Source organism: Providencia sp. PROV189, from assembly GCF_028480065.1.
GTDB classification, from domain to species: Bacteria; Pseudomonadota; Gammaproteobacteria; order Enterobacterales; family Enterobacteriaceae; genus Providencia; species Providencia stuartii.
This window is the reverse complement of the sequence record NZ_JAMPOG010000014.1, coordinates 55,523-75,237: the sequence shown is the minus strand read 5'-3', so window position 1 is coordinate 75,237 and position 19,715 is coordinate 55,523. Positions and strand designations below refer to the sequence as shown.

The following is a 19,715-nucleotide window of genomic DNA, read 5'->3' as shown; positions in this document are numbered from 1 at the left end:
TTCTCATTTACCGCGATTGACTTAGGCTGATAATCCCCTTCATATCTCCTATGCAAAACAGCGCTCCCAACATCAATTGATCTATAAATCAGCGGTATTCACCTAGATTTACGCTTCTTAAACAAATAAGAAGCGCCATGATTAAACACCGTCAATCAGCCAACCTGTTCATCTCCTCACTCTTTTTTCGCGCCAAAAATGCGCTATACGGACGTTTCTGTAGGCATTGAATAATGAGTTGTATAGACTAATTATTCGATATGGGAGGCAAAGATGAATCTTCAATTACGTACAATAACCAAAGAAAATTACGAAGCAATATCATTACTTGAGGTGTTTGAAGAACAAGAAGATTTTGTTGCTTCAAATACATGGTCTCTGCTTGAAGCAGCATATAATAAGGAGTATGTCACTAGAGGCATTTACCTGAATGATACCCCCGTAGGCTTTTTTATGTGGGTACCGAAATCAGATAACACCGTTGCTATTTGGCGCTTTATGATTGATAAGTCACATCAAAATCATGGTATTGGCCGTCAAGCAATGGCGTTAGCCCTAGCAGAAATTAAGCAAGATAATTCATTGCAAGCCATTGAAATTTGCTATAACCCTAAAAATAGCGTCGCAAAATCATTTTACTCATCATTTGGTTTTCAAGAGATTGGGTTAGATGAAGATGATGAAGAAATGCTTGCTATGATGTACTTATAATATTAACAATCTGAAAAATAATATATTTATGAAAATCATACTCCGAAAAGCGACAGAACAAGACGCACAATTACTCTATAAGATAGGCATGGAAAGCTACCTCTATCACTTTGCAAAGCGATGGAAAAATGCAGATGAGCTAGCCAGCTATGTTTATCATGAATACTCTCCCTTTAAAATTATAAGTGATATGCAGCAATCGAATATTGAGTGGTTTGTGATTGAGAATTCCCAACCTATCGGGTTAGTCAAATTAACTTACCATTCCACTATCCCTGATGAAACAATTCAGGGAACCCAACTCAATAAGCTCTACTTTTTACCTAGCCAAACGGGGCAAGGCAATGGCTCCCTCGTATTTAAGCAGATTGAAGCTCTGACTAAGCAGCATGGTGATACCCTATTATGGTTAGATGTTCTCGCTGATAACCACTCGGCGCTCAGTTTTTATCAAGCAAATGGCATGCATAAACTCAAAGAGGTTATATTTACCCGCCATACTCAACAAAGCCTTGAGTTTATTATGGGGAAAGTAATCTAGTTTGCTTAGTGGACGATAATGAAAACCACATTTTCACTCAAGTAAAAGGGAGCTTATTGCGACGATGGGTCATTCGGAACTTGCCCACATGATTTCTGTTTTTTATATAATAAAATTTGCGCGACAAATCATAGAGAAAGGAGTAGCTTGTCATGACGCCAGAACAATTTCATGAGCAAATTTGGAAGGCATTAAAGCCCATCAATAAAGAAGAATTTCACGCCGTTGCCTCAGTTCCACCAACGGCAGAAGCTGTCTCTTTTATTGAGACATCAACGGGGATTAAAATTCCTGAAGAATTCGCCACATTCTCAATGAAAACCAATGGGCTATGCATTATGGCCAAAGAGTCTGTATGGCCTGAAACAAAATTATTTGATGTGGCTCCTGCATGGACATTCCATTGTGGTGTAGTGCTCCTTGGTATAGATACCGATGATCTCCCTGAATGGGCAAGTATTTTAGAAGCTTATAAACAGCTTGTTGAGCGTTTTGAAATCACAGATGTTCTCCCTTTACTCACAATCTATGGTGACGGTAATCATGTATGGGGTGTTCGCAAAGATGGTGCCTTTGTCGAAGTCTATGATGATGAAATCACTGTACTCGATAAAGAGTTTACTGACGTTTATTCTGAAGAAATCGAAGCCTTGATGCAGCGACTCAATGATATGAAAAAACGCGTCGCCGCACGCCAAAAATAATTTTTAACCACGGTATGAGGGGCTTTTTCCTTAAATAGCCTCTCCTCGATACCATTTAATTGCCCTCCAAACATGTGCTTAAAAATAAAGCTATCTCAATCTTTTCGTTCAATTAATCCTATTCCACTAAACGGTAATGGATAACAAACAGTGGTTGCTCTGTTGGATAAATTTCACGAATAAGGCTTTTTAAATTATCCAGCGTCATCGCCTCCTGTGTTGCGTGATACTCCGAAATATCATCGTAATCGATCGGTTCAACAGAGAGGATTTCTATATCCGTATAGTACTTCCCCGTTTCAAGAGCAAACACCTTAACAACTGAGTGCGGTACGTAATGGCTTTCATGTTGATCACGAATAGTAATGACTTTTTTACCTGAGATAACCAAAGGTAGCAGCCGCTCATAAAACGTGATTGTGTCTGGCACTGTATTCACATCAAATCCCTGTATAAAAAATAGGGGTTGGTGATGACAATTTCATCACCAACCGATAATTACGACTTAAGATAACGTGCATGAAATGCAATATGATCACCAATAAAGCTAGCAATAAAATAATAGCTGTGGTCATAGCCTTCACGTAAATTTAATGTGAAATTATGGCGTTTACGCTTGCACACTTCATCAAATAATTCAGGTTGTAATTGTTCTTGGTAAAAAGGATCTGCCGTTCCCACATCAACCAACATCGGTGGTGTCGATTGCGCCTCATTCAATAAATTGATGGTATCATAGCGAGACCAAAGCGATTTATCCTCACCTAGATAAGCAGAAAATGCCTTTTGCCCCCATGGTACTTGTGTGGGAGCAACGATTGGCGCAAAAGCCGATAAACTACAGTAACGGTCTGAGTTACGTAGGCCAATCATCAATGCACCATGTCCCCCCATAGAATGCCCACAAATGGCACGTTTACCATTGGCGGGTAAGTTCGCTTCGACCAATGCGGGCAGTTCGGAGACAATATAGTCATACATTTTATAATGGCTAACCCAGGGTTCTCTTATTGCATTTAAATAGAACCCTGCACCTTGCCCTAAATCATATGCCTCATCATCAGCAACCTGTTCACCTCGAGGGCTGGTATCAGGTGCGATCAAAATAACACCATGCTCTGCTGCAAACTGCTGTGCGCCAGCTTTTGTAATAAAGTTTTGTTCATTACAAGTTAAACCCGATAACCAGTAAATAACCGGGTATTGTTTGTTCGCTGCCTCAGAAGGTAAAAAAGCCGCAAACCTCATATCGCAATTCAATACGGTAGAATGGTGCTGATAGACATCTTGCCAGCCGCCAAAACAGGCGTGACGTTCAATCCTTTCCATACAATCTCCTTATCAATTTGAATGTAAGATAAGCCCGACATTTCGGGCTTGCGGACAATTAATCGTAATGGATCACTGTACGAATGGATTTACCTTCATGCATTAAGTCAAAGGCTTCATTAATCTTTTCCAGAGGCAGTGTATGAGTCACGAAAGGCGCTAACTCAATATCCCCTTTCATGGCATCTTCGACCATTCCTGGAAGTTGGCTGCGACCTTTTACACCGCCAAATGCCGTTCCTCGCCATGAACGCCCTGTTACCAGTTGGAACGGACGCGTCGAGATTTCTTGTCCTGCACCTGCAACACCAATGATAATGGATTGGCCCCAACCACGATGAGCACTCTCTAGCGCCGCTCTCATCACATTAACATTACCAATACATTCAAAGGTATGATCAACACCCCATTCTGTCATTTCAATAAGGACTTGCTGAATCGGCTTATCAAAATCGTTAGGGTTCAAACAATCTGTCGCACCAAATTGGCGCGCTAACTCAAATTTTGCAGGATTAGTATCAATTGCAATAATACGCCCTGCTTTTGCTTGCCTTGCTCCTTGGATAACGGCAAGGCCAATACCCCCTAGGCCAAACACTGCAACAGAATCGCCTTCTTGAACTTTAGCTGTATTATGTACCGCGCCGATCCCCGTTGTGACACCGCAACCCAATAGACATACCTCTTGGTGATTGGCTTCTGGATTAATTTTCGCTAATGACACCTCTGCAACCACGGTATATTCACTGAAAGTAGAGCATCCCATATAATGGTAGAGCGGTTGGCCATTATAAGAAAAGCGGGTGGTACCATCTGGCATAACACCTTTACCTTGTGTTGCGCGAACGGATACACACAAGTTTGTTTTACCTGATTGACAAAATACACATTCGCCACACTCTGCCGTATATAAAGGGATCACGTGATCACCCGGTTTTACACTTGTGACACCTTCCCCGACCTCAACCACGACACCAGCCCCTTCATGGCCTAACACAACAGGAAATAAGCCTTCAGGATCATCCCCTGATAAGGTAAATGCGTCAGTATGACAAACACCGGTATGACTAATTTTTACTAATACTTCTCCCGCCTTAGGTGGCATCACATCAATTTCAACAATTTTCAGTGGTTCCCCAGGCCCAAATGCGACCGCTGCACGTGATTTCATATTGATTCCTTATTTTTAACGCAGGTATGTTCGAATAAGAGAAATAGCGTCATCAACTGACTCTTTTTGGCTCTGCGTAGTTGCAGACTCCTGTAATCCTTCTCGTAGATGGCTCTCTAAAACCCCCGCCATCAACCCATTGACCGCTCCTCTAATTGCCGCAATTTGCTGCAACACAGCACTGCACTCCACTTCATCTTCTAGAGCCGATTCCAGTGCCAGCAGTTGTCCTTTTAATTTCCTGACCCGAGTCAGAACCGCTTTTTTTTCTTTTGGTGAATGTGGCATCGTTAGTCATCCATCATATACATAGGGGGAGTATAGTATTTTTCAGTTCCACTGTACAGAATAGCAAAATTATAGGTCTAAAAATGCGCTATTGGTGAGGCACGCTATTAAGGAAAATCCGCTTCTTGTAGACTGGCTTTTAGGATAATAAGACTGATAAATGAGATAATTGAATGAAAAATAATGAGCTGTGTTTTTATCAACAAGAGCGTCATTTCTGGTCAGGAATTTGCAAAAATACCGTAAGCATCAGTGATACAGCTATCGCATATTTCTCTGAACTTCCTATTCCCGCCTTTAGTTTTATCTACTTACACTCCGGCGCATCAATCGCTGATTTTAAAGCAGGCAATGCACTGTTTTTTGAACAAAAAAAACCTTATGTCCTTGTCGTACATGAAAAAGTGTTGCCACAGCTCGCGCCAATTATGACTAAGAACCAGTATGAAAGTGATGGGGAAACAACGGCAATGGTACTAACCTCATCAAAGATGGTGGATCATACTGACTGTTTACTGCCTGAAGGCTATAGGATTGCCTTAAGTAATGAACAGCTGACCGAATGGGCACAGCCATTAATTACTGCGTTTGCAGCCCCTGACAGTGAGGATGATCCAACAGTCATCAACGAATATATCCGTTATCACCAAAGAGCCTTACAGCGAAAGGGGCAACTTCTACACTATGTATTATTTCATGGCAATACCCCTGTCAGTGCGTTAACTCTAACCTTAAACGGTAGCATGGCTCGCCTAGACGATATCGGTACAGATACACAATATCAGCGTCAAGGGTTGGCAACCTTATTGATTAAACATGCTTTAAAAACCTGCACGCAAAATGGGGTCGAACGTTGTTTTCTTGAGGCATCAAGCGATGGGTTATCTATCTACAAAAAATTAGGGTTTACCCCCCTTTTTCGTTACCACAGCTTTATTGTTGAATAGTGGATTGATGGCTACTCATTCCCACATAAACCATTTTTAATCATTATTTAAAACAAGGTTTCTATGTTTTTATCTGTGAAAAGAGCAACTGCCATGGTTTCAATGCCACTAAAAAATAAAAATAGTGAAAACTGTATTAGATTGGCGGTGTTTATTTTGCAAGCGCCTAACTGACTATCTTGATTAGCGTATTGATAATGAACCTCCTCCCCGGAAGGTTTTTTGGAGGAGGCGTTAAAACAGTAGTTAGTTTATGGTTTGATACCACTCGTTAATATCTTTCACAATCAATTCTGTTTGTGACTTTCCTTCTTGATCGAGGAAAAAGTGATCTAACCCCTGATATGTTTTAAACGATACCTGTGGATTATTAATTTTCCCCATCATTCGCACAACACTATGGGGATCTACATTGATATCATCCATTGTTTGAACCACTAAGTGAGGTGTTTTTATCGATTGAAGCAGTTTTTGGTTATTCACTGTTAGCATTTCACGCCACCACTTTTCCCCATGTTCACTCGGAAATTGGTTATCATCTAATTTATTTTGTATTACAGATTTAGCGAATTGTTTAAAACCTTCAATAGATTGTGCGACTTCTTCATTAGGCAATGTTTTTTCAATATTATAGATAACATCGTTAATAAAAAACTGACCGCCACCATTCAATGAGATGGAGGCTTGGATCATATCCGTGTTAGAAACAATTAAATTTGTCACTACCGCCCCTTCACTTCCTCCAAGCAAAATAATATGTTGATAATGGTTTTTTAAATGCCCAATTAAAAATAAATAATTCTCTGCTCTTTCTAATGGAGAATCATTTTTCATATAATCAACAGGACAATTTTCGACTAATGCTCCATCCTCATTTTTTCCAACTTGGCTATCTAATCCCGTTTTTTCAACCAGTAAAATATCATTATTAGGAAATGCCGCGCCAAAATTTTTTATCATCTTAGTGTTATTAATAACACTTTTGCAATCAGAGCCTTGGATCAACACTAATACGTTTTTTGCTGTTTTATCGCTTTGCTTTATTATGTAGTAATGTATCTCTTTCCCTTGTTTATCCTGAATTTTTTGTAACTCAGGACCCTTTTCTGCGTGAGCCGTGAGTGTAAAAGCCACTAATAATAAAATAACAGAGCCTATTTTCATTTTTTACCGTATTTATAATCATAAAATATAACGACATGATTATAGACATCAGAGTGCGCTAAACATGGACTAAAAATGCTGTCTTCTGAATAAAGTTCAACTAAATAAAATTAGGTAAAAGCATAATGAAATTTAATATTTCATTATGCTGAGAAAACGCTAATGTATAAAGGTATGCTGAATATTGCATACTCGTTATCATATATTATTATTTTATTTTGTTGACTAAATTCTGTTGTCAGCACTTGGGACTTTTGCATTCTGATATTCTATTGTGAAACAATTTTCGTGGCACGGCTGCAAGTGGTCGTGTCCTATTTTTTCTAAAAACACGCCTTAACGCTGAATGATCAACTTGTATTGTATCTAACAGTAATCGAACACATTAATTGATTAATCTTGTTTAACTAGGCGCTATTAATACCTAATATACTTCCCTAAGTCATAAATTTAATACATATAACCACAATGCCATACTGATTATCTCTATCTCATTCGAGATACCGTGCTATTTTTCAAAATCAATATAGCTAAGTATAGATAATATTTTTTTGGTTTCGCATGAGAACCCTATCATATTGATCCTTTAACCTTTATTATTATATAGACTGACAAATGGGCCATCGCACTGATAAGAAGAAATGGACAGAAAAGGGAAATACGCCACCCGATATTAGATGATCCACTTTTAGATACTCTTCATCATAGATAATTTAATAACTAAACTAAATATATTGATAAAATGACTCTATCTCCTGAATTATTAGAAACAACACCGACTACGCCACCAGCCAAAAAAGAGCAAGTGGCAACACGGATTATCTTTTTTATTGCAGGTTTTGCGACCGCTTCATGGGCAGCAATTGTCCCTTTTGTCAAAGCCAATACGGGCGCAAATGACGCCACACTTGGATTATTACTTCTCTGCTTTGGCGTCGGTGCGCTGATTGCGATGCCTTTAACCGGGGCTATTGCTGCAAAATTTGGCTGTCGTAAACTGATGGTGGCCTCGACCATCGCCTTTTGCTTGCTACTCCCTTTACTCCCTGCAATATCACATATCGGTATATTGATTGTTGGCTTATTGCTTTTTGGTGTCGGTATTGGGCTAACAGATTGTGCCATGAACATACAAGCAGTGATTGTAGACAAAGCTTCTGAGAAGCCGATCATATCGGGTTTTCATGGTTACTATAGTGTAGGTGGAATTGTAGGGGCTGGTGCTATGAGTGCCATTTTATTAATGGGTACACCACCAATTGCTGCTGCAATTATTATTTCATTGGTTTCATTACTGTTGCTGTCTATCAGCTTCAAAGGTTTTTTAAGTTATGCCAATGCACCAACCGGCCCTCTTATCGCGATACCCAAAGGTATTGTTCTGGTCATTGGTATTATTTGCTTTGCTATTTTCCTCGCGGAAGGTACGGTACTAGATTGGAGTGCCGTATTTTTAATCGAGCACCACGGTCTAGAAGAATCCCTTGGTGGATTGGGCTTTGCAGCCTTCGCCACAACAATGACAATTGGCCGTTTAACTGGAGATAAAATAGTAATGCGTGTCGGCTCTGCGCGGGTGGTGTTCTGGGGCGCTCTTTTAGCCTGTATAGGCTTTATGATCGCGGTATTATCACCTTACTTATCCATCGCAATTATAGGTTATGCGCTGGTTGGTGCTGGCTGTTCTAATATTGTACCTGTGATGTTTTCATCGATAGGTAAGCAAAATACGATGCCTGAAGCGTTAGCTGTTCCTGCTGTATCCACACTGGGTTATCTTGGTATTTTAGCAGGCCCCGCCGCCATTGGTTTTGTTGCCTTTCAGTTTACATTAGCGACCGCTCTACTCACGATCGCCGCATTATTAGTCATTATTGCGTTTGTCTCTAAATTGGTGAGAGTCTAAAGCTGACAATTAAATAAGATTTTCACCTTAAAACGCCCTGACTAACCCAATAATTAAACATGCACCTTAATCTCTATTAAGGTGCTTATACAAAATCATTCTATCCGATGATTTCAATCTAATTATGTTGTGCCGAGGATTACATTGATGAGCGCCCCGAGCATAGTGCAGTGAATATCGCACAAAATGCGCTATCCGTTATTCAAAATTCATTTATAGGTACAAATAGATTACGCTTAGAAAATGCTTTCATAGGAATGCGACCTATGCCACAGGATGAGATGCCAGTTGTCGGTAAAGTTGCTGATTTCAGTGGTTTATATATTATTAGTATGCACGCTGCTATCACACTTGCACCATTAATTTGCCATTTGGCACTAGATGAAATAATACATGGCATAGAACAGACAGCACTTAGCCCCTATCGATTAACACGCTTTGCGTCAGGTAACTGAAACATGAATATTCCGCTCTACTACTTAAGGCATTATCAGTCCATCGAAAAAACATTTTGGACATCGATTTGTGAGCACAGTATCCAGATCGAACAACATACTATATGTTACCTTACCCCTCTAAATTCGCCTGTATTTAACTTTATTTATCTTCAACCTGAATCATCGATTCAAGCATTTAAGCAGGCTCATCACCTTTTTGTTGCACAAAAGAAAAATCATACACTGGTTGTTCCTGAAGAAATGCAGCAAGATATTGTCAATGAGGCACTCGCCTTAGGCTACAAACGTGACAGCGTCACAACAGCAATGGCATTATCACTTGATAAACAACTCCCTGTAGAACTGCCTGAAAATCAAGTGGATATTGTGTTTGCGAACCATGACCTTTCATTGTGGGCTAAGCCTTTAGTCTCTGCGTTTTATATTTCGGATGAACACGATAAGGTTGTCAATGAATATGTCCGCTATCATGAAGATGCTTTATTGCAAGGTGCGCCACAATTTCATCTTGTCCTCTTAGTCGCTGGAGAGCCAGCAACATCGATGACCGTCACTATTGAAGGTAGCCTTGCACGTTTTGATGATATTGGTACGGAGCCAACACACCAAGGGAAAGGCTACGCGACACAATTAATCGCTTATGCGTTAGCATTTTGTCATCAACAAGGTGTTGAACACTGCTTCCTTGATGCCTCAGAAGCCGGTTTCGACCTATACAAAAAGTTCGGATTTGAACCTTTATTCCGTTATATTAACTATGTCTGGTGCAAGTAATTTATTAGGCTGGCAATTAGCCCCTACGGCAGCAAAAGTACTAGTAACATCACGCATAGTTTGATCTCTTATCGCAATAAACAAGGTGTGGGTGTCGTTATCACCATGCACCTTGTGAGTCTCTTACGTTAAAACCAATGCCGCTTTTCTTGAACCATAAGTTGGTACTGCTTATGTTTTGCCTGAATAGTGACATCAAGACATTGAGCATTTTTTGTTTGATCAAATAGAATAATTCACTGATAAGCTTCGTTTTCCAGAACGCTTTTGTGCAACTTTACCCTTCAGTAAACCTGAACGGCATATCTACCATAAAATGATTTAACTCATGAAAATTAATGTTATTGGCTGTAGTGGCAGTGGTAAAAGCACCTTTGCCCGGCAATTAGCGTCACTTTACGCTGTTCCATATATAGAAATGGATGCTCTTCATTGGCAAAAAAATTGGCAACCCGCAACCGATGAGCAATTGTATAAGAAATTATCGCAAGCCCTGCAAAATGCACCAAACGGCTGGGTACTTGATGGTAACTATACTCGGACACAACCCATTAAATGGAAAGAGGTTGAGCTGGTGATTTGGCTTGATTACTCATTCTTACGGACGCTTTATCAATCGGTGCGTCGAGTGTTCTCACGGATCAGAAGCAAACAAGAGCTTTGGCCGGATACAGGGAATTATGAGTCGTGGAAAAATGTCTTTTTTAGTCGTGATTCCATCCTAATATGGATGATAACGACCTATCACAAAAGTAAATGGCCTAGGATAGCCAGTATGGCGGATAAACAGTATCAACATATACGTTTTATTCGATTAACGACGCCAAAAGAAACCCAGTTATTCTTAACGCACCTGCAAAAAAATGTTGCGCAGCATCACCGAGATTAAGGCATAAACTAACCGATGTTTTATTAGCGTGACATCGCACGCTAATAAAATACCGCGATATTAGTCAATTAATTAACATCACACGCTGTTTTTAAAGCAATGGTTTGTTGATATTTTTCAATGCCTAGTTCAATAAGGCGGCTGATCAACGCTTGATATGTCATTCCGCCCTGTTGCCACAATTTAGGGTACATACTGATATTCGTAAACCCTGGTAGTGTATTAATTTCATTGATAATAACGTGATTATCTTCGGTCAAGAAAACATCAACGCGAGACATACCACTGCAATTGAGTGCACGATAAGCCTGTAATGCAATTTCCCGTATTTTATCACTCACTTCAACATCTAAATCCGCTGGTGCTACCACAGACGCACCATTTTCATCGATATATTTGGTGTGATAAGCGTAGAAGCTATCATGTAGAACAATTTCGCCACATGGACTTGCCAATGGCTGTTCGTTCCCTAATACCGCACATTCTATCTCACGGCCTTTCACTGCACTTTCGATCAAGACTTTCATATCGAACAAGAAAGCGAAATCCAATGCTGCCTTAAACTCAGACTCATTAGTCACTTTACTGATCCCAACAGAAGAGCCTTGGTTAGCCGGTTTAATAAATAATGGGAGGCCTAATTGTTTAACAACCGCTTCATAGTTGGCTTCAGTGCGATCCGACGCTGTCAGCGTAATAAAAGGTGCAACATGTAGCCCCGCATCGCGTAGTAATCGCTTAGTGATATCTTTATCCATACAGGCTGAAGAGCCTAAAACACCTGGGCCAACAAAAGGTAAATTAGCCATACGCAATAACCCTTGCAAAGAGCCGTCTTCACCCAAATTACCGTGCACAATGGGGAAAATAACATCAATTTGAGGGAGTGGCTGAGCATCTTCAAGGGAAATAAATTGCTGGGTTGTTTTACCAGGGATAATAGCGATACTGCGTTTTGGCGTACTTAGTGCAATACGAGCGGGATCATTTGCATGGATTAAAAAATCAGCTTCATCATATTCATGCCAATGCCCCTGTTTGTTAATGCCGATTAAGCATACATCAAATCTATCGCGATCAAGACCATTAATGATGTTCTTCGCTGACTGCAATGACACTTCATGCTCTGTTGATTTACCACCAAAAATGACACCTACCCGTAATTTACTCATTACTCACTCCACTTAATAAACCGACAAACCCAAGTCTGGAAATATAACACGCTATAAAATAGTTATGTGACAAAATCTTTATTTATTACATGGTTTTGCTGAAAGAATAAACAATTCGAGCGTAAAGTAAAATCTGTGTTACTCCTTTTGGGTTAGTGTATAGCTTTCTTGAAGGCAATCTTTTAGCCACTCAATAAATAGGTGCAAAGCACTTCCGACAACAGGTGGTTTGGGCGCCAACAAATAATAAGCTGAACCATCTTCGATAAAACCATAAGGCGCGGTTAATTGACCTGATTGCAACTCATCTTCAACCATTAAAAATGAAGCAATCGCAACCCCTTGACCAGAAATGGCCGCCTGAATGCAAAGGTAAAAATGTTCATATGAAACCTGTCGATTACCTTGCTGACTATTGCCCATCTGCTGTTGCCATTGCTCCCAAACAGAGGGGCGAGAAGCTGGATACAGTAACGCAATGTCGCTGGAGCCATCGTGCCAATGTAAATCGGGCCGCTGCACTAACCCCATCCTTTCACGACACACTTCTTCAGCATAAATATGGCTATTCCACTTAAAATCATTACGCCTAAAAGCAAGATCAACACCTGCTTTAGTGAAATCAATAGGCCCTCCTGCCGCAATCAAATGCACCGTAATATGAGGAAATTGCTGATAAAATTGCGTTAATCGAGGAATAAGCCATTTCATAGCAATAGTGGGTTCACAAGAAATACTCACCACATTACTATCAACGACACTGCCAAGCTCTGCTAATGTCTTATCCAATTGAGCAAAGATTTCACTCGTTGTTTGATATAGCTTTTTGCCTGCCAACGTTAAAAAAACCGCTCGGTTACGCCGCTCAAATAATTCAATACCAATCTGTTCTTCAAGCAAACGTATTTGGCGACTGATAGCACTATGCGTGACATGGAGTTCATCCGCCGCTTTAACAAAGCTGCCATGACGCGCGGCGGCATCAAAGAAACGTAATGAGGATAATGGTGGTAATTTCATCATATAGGTAACAAAAACTGACAGATTTACGTCAGCATAAATCGCTTTTTAACTAAATACAATCTATTGATAATACAGTTAATTAATAAACAAGATGATTTATATCAGCAATTTTTAATATCAGTTTTTATTACCTATTAAGGACAGTTAACATGAATGAACTTATTGCTATGGCAGCCATGACTATTTTAGCGGTAATTAGTCCAGGTCCCGACTTTGCCATGGTGACACGTAGTAGTTATGCCTATGGCACAAAAATTGGGTTGCTTGCAGCATTAGGTATAGCCTTTGGGGTGCAGGTTCATGTTTTTTATACTGTATTCGGTGTAACACTGCTTATCATGAACTCACCGACGCTTTTTACTATTGTGAAATTATTTGGTGTGGGATATTTAATTTATATTGGATTTAGCTCATTTACCAATAAACAAAAAATCAATACAGAAACCGGTGAAACACCTAAACCTACAAGATTTGCTGCCTTTAAAATGGGCTTTTTAACTAATGCATTAAATCCTAAAACCATGCTATTTGTCGTTTCTGTATATACGCAAGTGCTCCAAAATTCTCACTCATTAATGCTTAATTTGAGTTATGGGTTTTTTATCTCTTTTGTTCATTGGCTATGGTTCAGTTTGATCGCGTTATTCTTCGCAGCGCCCGTCATACGCAACCAAGTTCTCAATTACCAATTCGTGGTGGATAAAATAATTGGTCTGTTATTAATGGCGCTCGGTGTTTCATTGTTGTTTTTAAATATAAAATAAATTTTATTTCAACAAGTTAGTTTCATTTACCATGCTTGCCAATTGCAGTAGATCATGTGGGATATTGAGATTGGCTAGCTCTTCAAAAGGCACCCAACAAAATGCAGGATCAGGCGTTTTATCTGGCGATACAAGCTCACATAAATACACCATATCAATATGCCAATGAGCCCCTTTTTCTTTATCAGTTATAAACTCTTTTAAGATGGCTAAAGGCATGGGCAAAGCAGTGACTTTTTCACAACCCGTTACCTTGGTTGCTGTTGGATAGGCGCAATCAATCACGCGGCAATCTAACCCTGTTTCTTCCCGTACTTCACGCATTACCGCATCTTGAGGCTCTTCATTATCTTCTAAATGCCCTCCCGGTGGGAGCCAACACCCTAATTTGCGATGCTTATGTAATAAAAACTCCCCTTTTTGATTACGCAGCAATGCCGTTGCCGTGAAATGTTTATCCTCTTGCGTCATCATTCTATTGTTCTCTATTTTGTGTGGCTTTCCAATCATAAGGCATCAATTGCTCTAAGGTGACTTGAGTTTCATTATCGACCCCAACGAGCGTCTGCTTATTTTTATTGGATAATTGACTGACTAATTCTCGACAACGCCCACAAGGCGGTACAACATTTCCAGCGGAATCAACGGCAACCATCAACTTAATGACCGACTTTCCTGCTTTGAGTAATTCAGCAACAGCGCCATGCTCTGCACAAAAACCCAGAGAGCACGCCGTATCAATGCTAATACCTGTATAAATTTCACCATCTTCCGCTTCTAGCGCGGCAGCAACATAACCACATTCAATATAATCATTGATAATAGATGGCTTTGCATAACGGCTGGCAATTTTGACTAAATGCTTCATCAGGTATACATCCTTTTCTCACAGAATAATTTTAATTTTATTATGTCGTTTATCTATGTTGGAAGCCAAACGTGCTCTTTCACCGTTCCATTAGCCAGACTATTTCTGAACACATTTGTACCGCAATAATTCCACTCCAAATCACATGATACTGAAATTCAGAGCACAATTTTGGACGACGGGTTGTATTAGAGACTTGAGAATTGTTTCGAGATTACAGTGATAAAAAAGCCGGCTCATGGCCGGCATCATCATATACCCCTAAAAACTAGGCGGCTAACGCTAATTTAGCCCCAAACATTAAGAAGATAGCACCAATGCAGCTATTAGATAATTTAGACAGTTTTTTGTTATGTTTTACCATGTTAGTAACAGCAACAGCACCAAAAATCAGCATTGATAGATAAATCATACTGCATGCTTCAAGAATGCTGCCTAAAATAAAAAACGGTATGCCTGCATTAGGATAAGCAGGATCAATAAACTGAATAAAAAATGACACATAAAAAATGATCATTTTAGGATTAAGCAAACTTAAAAACACCGCTTTTTGGTATGTTCCTTTCGCTGCTAATACTATTGCATCCACATCCCCAACCGGCTCTTTTTTATGAAAGACGCTATACAGCGTTTTTATTCCTAAATAAACTAAATAGGTAGCGCCAACATACTTAATTACACTAAAAAAGATAGGTGATGTTTTAACCAGTGAAGCAACCCCTAAAAACGATAAAAAAATCAGTATCGCGTCACCCGTAAATACGCCTAGCGCGGCTTTATAACCATTTTTAATGCCATACTTTGCACTACTCGTTAACACAAACAAAGAATTTGGGCCTGGCACCAATGTAATAAAAATTACACCGATTAAATACGTCCATAAATTTGTGATACCAAGATTTTCAAGCATAAGGAACCCGCTAACTTAATAAAAGTTATAACAAAAAATAAACATATTCAGTTAATATTGACTATGATACACGGGGTTATCTTACGATAAAAGATATCACTACACGCAAATAAAAATATGGGCAAATATGCCATGTATAGACCAAAAACTAGGCTGAATAATCTAAAAATATTGATTTTCATGAACCAATAATTCACGAAACAAACTAAAAATAGAATCGTATTGACACTAACATTTATCTTGGGTTTTTATTCCGTAATATTAAAAATCATTGAAATAATAACCCAAAATAGGTCATTGGGTAGTGATAGTGAAAATAATTAAGATTAAGGGTATAAATAGCATACGTTTAATGCAATATAACTGTGTGTTTATATTCCGTTTTTATCATGGGTAAAGAGTAGGTATTGGGATGGAAAGTGCCAATTATTTTCATTTGCGAGAACTGGGTGGCTTAGAAATGATAGAAGCCCAGTACCATCAACAAAAATTTTCCCGCCATAGCCATGAAGGCTTTTGTATTGGTGTGATTGAAGATGGTGCTCAGCAATTTTTTCGTACTGGTGAAAACCATTATGCACCTAAAGGCGACATTATTGTGGTGAATGCGGATGAAATCCATACAGGCTCTTCTGCTGTAGCTGGCGGCTGGGCCTATAAAGCTATTTATCCTACCCCTGAAATGTTTCAACGCTTAACCTTAGATTTAAAAACGGATAACTACGGAGTGATCCCTTGGTTCCCTAACGCAGTGATCCAAGATCCCGGTTTAGCAGCTCAGTTAAATTTACTATTTAATTTATTATTACAACCCAATAACACCTTATTCAAAGAGACCTTATTACTCTCATCAATGAGCTGGCTTATTTTGAAATACAACAAAAGCCGAGTACAACCCAATGATATTCCCCCTGCAAAACAACGTATGCAGGATATTTGTGACCTAATCATGAGCACCGCAGAACAGGATCATTCCCTAAGTGAGTTAGCAGCAATTGCTGGGGTAAGTAAGTGGCATTTTCTACGTCAGTTTAAATTACATACAGGCACAACCCCCCATACATTTTTAATCCAAGCAAGATTATACAAAGCTAAAAAATTGCTATTACAAGGGGAGAAACCTGCTGATGTTTCAAACCAGTGTGGTTTTTCTGATCAGAGCCATTTCACACGGCATTTTAAGAAATCCATTGGGGTCACACCTAGCCAATATACGCGGCATATTACCAGTGGCGGCATTCATTTATGCTAGCCCTTATTTCCGTTATCGGCTGAATAACCGCTTTTATTATTGCTTAAAAGATAGCTGGGGATATTGCGTGCAGATTGTCCACATTGTGTAAATTAAAGGCTAGTTATTTACTTTTATGCCATGGCATTGGTGATAATACACTCATATCAAGAGCAATTTTATTCTATCAGCCATCTCAACTCGACAGTATGATAAAAATAACGAAGCAAAAAAGGTATTAAATCAATGTATTCACAACAACGTAGCCAATGGCAACGTGCTTTTACTCATGGGGCTCTGCACATGACTCCATTGAATTTAGCAGTGATCCCATGGGGTGTTTTAGCAGGTTCAATGGCTGTTGAAGCCGGACTTTCATTTTGGCAAAGTATTTCTATGTCAGCGATGATATTTGCTGGCGCAGCACAACTTGTTACTTTAGGTTTACTTAATTCTGGGGCGGGTTATATCACTATTATTATATCTGTCTTCTTTATTACTTCACAGCATTTGCTATACGGCCTAACAATGCGGCCTCATGTTAAGGATTTTACTGCCACTCAACGTTTAAGCATTGGCTTTTTATTAACAGACGAACTATTTGCTATTAGTGCTGCTAAACGGCAGCCACTCAGTTTTCCTTATTTATTTGGTGCTGGATTCAGTTTTTATATTGTTTGGTTAATCACCAGCCTTCTTGGCATTATGATGGCCAATTTCATTACTGACCTAAGTCGCTTACATTTAGACTTTTCTGTGGTTGCGACACTATTAGCGATTGTTGTTCCACTGACAAAGAAAATAAGCACAATTTGTGGCGTGATATTTTCATTAGTTGTGGCCGTTACCCTCTCTCTATATTCAATAAGTAGTGCGATTGTCATCGCGGGTGTTGGGGGGATGTGTGTTTCAGTTATGGTTTCTCGATTACTTAAGGAAGAAAAATGATTTGGGTATTGATCCTGACACTGACGGTTATTGTTTTCTCTTTACGTTACGTTTTTCTGATCCCACAGCTTCCTGTTAGGTTGCCACTGTTTATTAAACAGGCTCTCGGTTATTCAGCGCCTTGCTTATTAACCGCAATTTGTGCTCCGGTGATCCTGTTAGATAATCATGCGTTGCGGGATTTCCCTGATAACCCCTATTTATGGGGAGCTTTATTTTGCGTCGTTGCCGCGGCGTTACTGAAAAATATGCTATTAACTGTTGGGTTAACCTTAGTCTTTTTTTATAGTCTCATCTATTTTATCGGCTAATTCAACGTCAGACACAATATGCGTAAGGTAGGCTAAAATCGTCTATTTTACGCATTCTTATATTGATAAAAACAAAATTACTCTCTAGTATGCCTTTCTTAAAACGCCTCAATATTTTTGAATCTCAACATTGATAACTATCATTGGTGATTGATTTAGAAAACTTAATTTATGGAAAATCAATAGCCATGCTTAATAATTATGTTTTACGTCGTATTCGCTACATACTAGACCTTAGTGATAACCAGATGGTGGAAATTATGCAGCTCTCTGGTTTAACGGTGACCAAAGCAGAAATAGTAAGTTGGCTAAAGAAAGATGATTCCCCCGAATATAGGGAGTGTAATGATAAAACCTTGGTTCACTTCCTTAACGGTTTAGTCTATTTTCGTCGAGGTAAAAGCGATAACCACCCTGCTCCGACAGTTGAAACACATATCAACAATAATATTATCCTTAAAAAACTCCGTATCGCTTTTGCATTAAAAGATACCGATATGATAGAAATCTACCAAAAAGCCGATTTTCGAGTATCTAAACCCGAAATTAACGCCCTATTTCGTCACCCCGAACATAAAAACTACCGTGAATGTGGTGACCAATTACTGCGCTATTTTCTAAAAGGACTCACCCTGAAATTACGCCATACTTCAGCATGATTGAGTCTGGCAATTACACCTTCTTATTGGCAAATAATGGGATTAAATATTGCAAAAAAGCATCAATCTTCGGTGATAATGAACGTCGACTCGCATAAACTGCACGTAATTCAATCGGAGCGGGTCGCTCATCAAACTCAATAACTTCAAGTAAACCTTGCTCAATATCTAGTTGGCAAGATTCCATCGCTAAAATGGCATAGCCAATCCCTTTTAATGCAGCAACTTTAGCTAAAATACCGCTATTAACTCGGTATCGACTATTAATATTGAGTTTTTGAGGGCGTTCTTGTTGATCGATAAATATCCATGGCTGACCGGCTATTGCACTTAAACTTGAAATACAAGGCATATTAGCTAGCTCCGTGAGGTTTTTCGGCTTGCCCGTTTGTTCAATAAGATGAGGAGCCGCCACAACAACGCTCGGCCAAGCTTTTATTAATTTCGAATGATAGCTGCTATCGCCTAATTCACCCCGATGGAACGTTAATAATAAATCGATATCATCATTAATCACATCTAAAGGCATAAGCTGAGTATCACAATGAAGCGTTAATTGTGGATGCAACAGAGCAAAATCGGTGATTATGTCGGCTAATAGTAGGCTTCCCGTCTCACTAGGAATAGTGAGCCGTAATGTTCCTGTTAATCTCTCACGATGGCTTATTTGGCTCAATATATCATCAAGCTCTGCATAGAGATTTTGACTATGCTTCCATAATATTTCACCTTGCTCTGTCAGCCTCATATTCCGCGTTGTTCTCTCAATTAACCGACAATTGAGCTGAGTTTCTAATTGCTTAATACTCCGGCTAACATTCGATGTCGGCATAGACAGTTGTTGTGCGGCACGAGCAAAATTGCCCTGAGACGCCACAGAAACAAAAACTCTTAATAAATTCAGATCAACCGACATTTATCGCCTATCCCTATTGAATACATCAAGC

24 protein-coding genes are annotated in these 19,715 nt (G+C 39.4%); 13 read left to right on the top strand and 11 right to left on the bottom strand.

Annotated elements, in window-relative coordinates:
- Nucleotides 1-273: 273 nt before the first annotated feature.
- The 3 genes from PR833_RS10910 to PR833_RS10900 all read left to right on the top strand — a co-directional run bounded on the left by PR833_RS10910 (nucleotide 274) and on the right by PR833_RS10900 (nucleotide 1,956).
- On the top strand, nucleotides 274-711 hold the full coding sequence (locus PR833_RS10910) for a GNAT family N-acetyltransferase (protein ID WP_040133129.1): 438 nt from the start codon (nucleotides 274-276) through the stop codon (nucleotides 709-711).
- A 28-nt stretch (nucleotides 712-739) separates the two neighbouring features.
- Entirely contained in the window at nucleotides 740-1,252 is a 513-nt protein-coding gene (locus tag PR833_RS10905; RefSeq protein ID WP_004919788.1) for a GNAT family N-acetyltransferase, read from the top strand.
- 152 nt (nucleotides 1,253-1,404) lie between these two features.
- Nucleotides 1,405-1,956 carry an SMI1/KNR4 family protein gene (locus PR833_RS10900; RefSeq protein WP_154598663.1) on the top strand — a complete coding sequence of 184 codons (552 nt, stop codon included), beginning with the start codon at nucleotides 1,405-1,407 and terminating at the stop codon, nucleotides 1,954-1,956.
- A gap of 118 nt (nucleotides 1,957-2,074) precedes the next feature.
- Here PR833_RS10900 and yqfB read toward each other — a convergent pair whose 3' ends face one another.
- The 4 genes from yqfB to frmR are packed head-to-tail and all read right to left on the bottom strand — an operon-like array spanning nucleotide 2,075 to nucleotide 4,744.
- Nucleotides 2,075-2,395 (bottom strand): N(4)-acetylcytidine aminohydrolase, encoded by a 321-nt coding sequence (gene yqfB / locus PR833_RS10895; protein ID WP_193450746.1) that lies wholly within the window; start codon nucleotides 2,393-2,395, stop codon nucleotides 2,075-2,077.
- A 59-nt stretch (nucleotides 2,396-2,454) separates the two neighbouring features.
- Nucleotides 2,455-3,285, bottom strand: coding sequence for an S-formylglutathione hydrolase (gene fghA / locus PR833_RS10890; RefSeq protein WP_004919781.1), 831 nt, complete (start codon nucleotides 3,283-3,285; stop codon nucleotides 2,455-2,457).
- Between the two features lie 58 nt (nucleotides 3,286-3,343).
- Nucleotides 3,344-4,456 (bottom strand): S-(hydroxymethyl)glutathione dehydrogenase/class III alcohol dehydrogenase, encoded by a 1,113-nt coding sequence (locus tag PR833_RS10885; protein ID WP_004919779.1) that lies wholly within the window; start codon nucleotides 4,454-4,456, stop codon nucleotides 3,344-3,346.
- Nucleotides 4,457-4,471: 15 nt separating this feature from the next.
- Entirely contained in the window at nucleotides 4,472-4,744 is a 273-nt protein-coding gene (gene frmR / locus PR833_RS10880) for a formaldehyde-responsive transcriptional repressor FrmR (protein WP_004919776.1), read from the bottom strand.
- Between the two features lie 173 nt (nucleotides 4,745-4,917).
- Here frmR and PR833_RS10875 point away from each other — a divergent pair, with 173 nt between their 5' ends.
- Nucleotides 4,918-5,691 (top strand): GNAT family N-acetyltransferase, encoded by a 774-nt coding sequence (locus PR833_RS10875; protein WP_272526103.1) that lies wholly within the window; start codon nucleotides 4,918-4,920, stop codon nucleotides 5,689-5,691.
- A 246-nt stretch (nucleotides 5,692-5,937) separates the two neighbouring features.
- Here the strand turns inward: PR833_RS10875 and PR833_RS10870 are convergent, their stop codons facing one another.
- On the bottom strand, nucleotides 5,938-6,855 hold the full coding sequence (locus tag PR833_RS10870) for an alpha/beta hydrolase family protein (protein WP_272526102.1): 918 nt from the start codon (nucleotides 6,853-6,855) through the stop codon (nucleotides 5,938-5,940).
- A gap of 742 nt (nucleotides 6,856-7,597) precedes the next feature.
- Here PR833_RS10870 and PR833_RS10865 point away from each other — a divergent pair.
- From PR833_RS10865 to PR833_RS10850, 4 genes are all read left to right on the top strand, one after another.
- Nucleotides 7,598-8,761, top strand: coding sequence for an MFS transporter (locus PR833_RS10865; RefSeq protein WP_004919762.1), 1,164 nt, complete (start codon nucleotides 7,598-7,600; stop codon nucleotides 8,759-8,761).
- A 266-nt stretch (nucleotides 8,762-9,027) separates the two neighbouring features.
- Complete coding sequence (locus PR833_RS10860) at nucleotides 9,028-9,216, top strand: FAD-binding oxidoreductase (protein WP_272526101.1); 189 nt, start codon at nucleotides 9,028-9,030, stop codon at nucleotides 9,214-9,216.
- A 3-nt stretch (nucleotides 9,217-9,219) separates the two neighbouring features.
- Nucleotides 9,220-9,993, top strand: a complete 774-nt coding sequence (locus PR833_RS10855) for a GNAT family N-acetyltransferase (protein WP_060561007.1) — start codon at nucleotides 9,220-9,222, stop codon at nucleotides 9,991-9,993.
- A 328-nt stretch (nucleotides 9,994-10,321) separates the two neighbouring features.
- Nucleotides 10,322-10,882 (top strand): adenylate kinase, encoded by a 561-nt coding sequence (locus PR833_RS10850; RefSeq protein ID WP_053110207.1) that lies wholly within the window; start codon nucleotides 10,322-10,324, stop codon nucleotides 10,880-10,882.
- A 68-nt stretch (nucleotides 10,883-10,950) separates the two neighbouring features.
- Here the strand turns inward: PR833_RS10850 and ddlA are convergent, their stop codons facing one another.
- Together ddlA and PR833_RS10840 are read right to left on the bottom strand one after the other, a co-directional pair.
- Nucleotides 10,951-12,054, bottom strand: a complete 1,104-nt coding sequence (gene ddlA, locus PR833_RS10845) for a D-alanine--D-alanine ligase (protein ID WP_004919748.1) — start codon at nucleotides 12,052-12,054, stop codon at nucleotides 10,951-10,953.
- A gap of 138 nt (nucleotides 12,055-12,192) precedes the next feature.
- The gene (locus tag PR833_RS10840; protein ID WP_036940223.1) at nucleotides 12,193-13,077 is read right to left on the bottom strand and encodes a LysR substrate-binding domain-containing protein; all 885 of its coding nucleotides are present in this window, start codon (nucleotides 13,075-13,077) and stop codon (nucleotides 12,193-12,195) included.
- A gap of 149 nt (nucleotides 13,078-13,226) precedes the next feature.
- On the opposite strand from PR833_RS10840, the gene PR833_RS10835 reads away from it, so the two are divergent.
- The gene (locus PR833_RS10835; protein WP_040133126.1) at nucleotides 13,227-13,841 is read left to right on the top strand and encodes a LysE family translocator; all 615 of its coding nucleotides are present in this window, start codon (nucleotides 13,227-13,229) and stop codon (nucleotides 13,839-13,841) included.
- Between the two features lie 3 nt (nucleotides 13,842-13,844).
- On the opposite strand, the gene PR833_RS10830 is transcribed toward PR833_RS10835, so the two are convergent.
- The 3 genes from PR833_RS10830 to leuE form a co-directional block, all read right to left on the bottom strand.
- Nucleotides 13,845-14,315, bottom strand: a complete 471-nt coding sequence (locus PR833_RS10830; RefSeq protein WP_272526100.1) for an NUDIX hydrolase — start codon at nucleotides 14,313-14,315, stop codon at nucleotides 13,845-13,847.
- Between the two features lies 1 nt (nucleotide 14,316).
- The gene (locus tag PR833_RS10825; protein WP_272526099.1) at nucleotides 14,317-14,709 is read right to left on the bottom strand and encodes a cytidine deaminase family protein; all 393 of its coding nucleotides are present in this window, start codon (nucleotides 14,707-14,709) and stop codon (nucleotides 14,317-14,319) included.
- Between the two features lie 268 nt (nucleotides 14,710-14,977).
- Nucleotides 14,978-15,619: a leucine efflux protein LeuE gene (leuE, locus tag PR833_RS10820; RefSeq protein WP_036940216.1), complete on the bottom strand. Its 642-nt coding sequence runs from the start codon at nucleotides 15,617-15,619 to the stop codon at nucleotides 14,978-14,980.
- Between the two features lie 412 nt (nucleotides 15,620-16,031).
- On the opposite strand from leuE, the gene PR833_RS10815 reads away from it, so the two are divergent.
- The 4 genes from PR833_RS10815 to PR833_RS10800 all read left to right on the top strand — a co-directional run bounded on the left by PR833_RS10815 (nucleotide 16,032) and on the right by PR833_RS10800 (nucleotide 18,768).
- Complete coding sequence (locus PR833_RS10815; protein WP_272526098.1) at nucleotides 16,032-16,871, top strand: AraC family transcriptional regulator; 840 nt, start codon at nucleotides 16,032-16,034, stop codon at nucleotides 16,869-16,871.
- 225 nt (nucleotides 16,872-17,096) lie between these two features.
- Nucleotides 17,097-17,798, top strand: coding sequence for an AzlC family ABC transporter permease (locus tag PR833_RS10810; RefSeq protein ID WP_004919733.1), 702 nt, complete (start codon nucleotides 17,097-17,099; stop codon nucleotides 17,796-17,798).
- On the top strand, nucleotides 17,795-18,109 hold the full coding sequence (locus tag PR833_RS10805; RefSeq protein ID WP_004919731.1) for an AzlD domain-containing protein: 315 nt from the start codon (nucleotides 17,795-17,797) through the stop codon (nucleotides 18,107-18,109). Before PR833_RS10810 ends, PR833_RS10805 begins: the two co-directional genes overlap by 4 nt.
- A gap of 188 nt (nucleotides 18,110-18,297) precedes the next feature.
- Entirely contained in the window at nucleotides 18,298-18,768 is a 471-nt protein-coding gene (locus tag PR833_RS10800) for a DUF1456 family protein (protein ID WP_014658339.1), read from the top strand.
- A 13-nt stretch (nucleotides 18,769-18,781) separates the two neighbouring features.
- On the opposite strand, the gene PR833_RS10795 is transcribed toward PR833_RS10800, so the two are convergent.
- A complete protein-coding gene (locus PR833_RS10795; protein ID WP_036940210.1) occupies nucleotides 18,782-19,684 on the bottom strand; it encodes a LysR family transcriptional regulator in 903 nt (300 codons plus the stop codon).
- Nucleotides 19,685-19,715 lie beyond the last annotated feature (31 nt).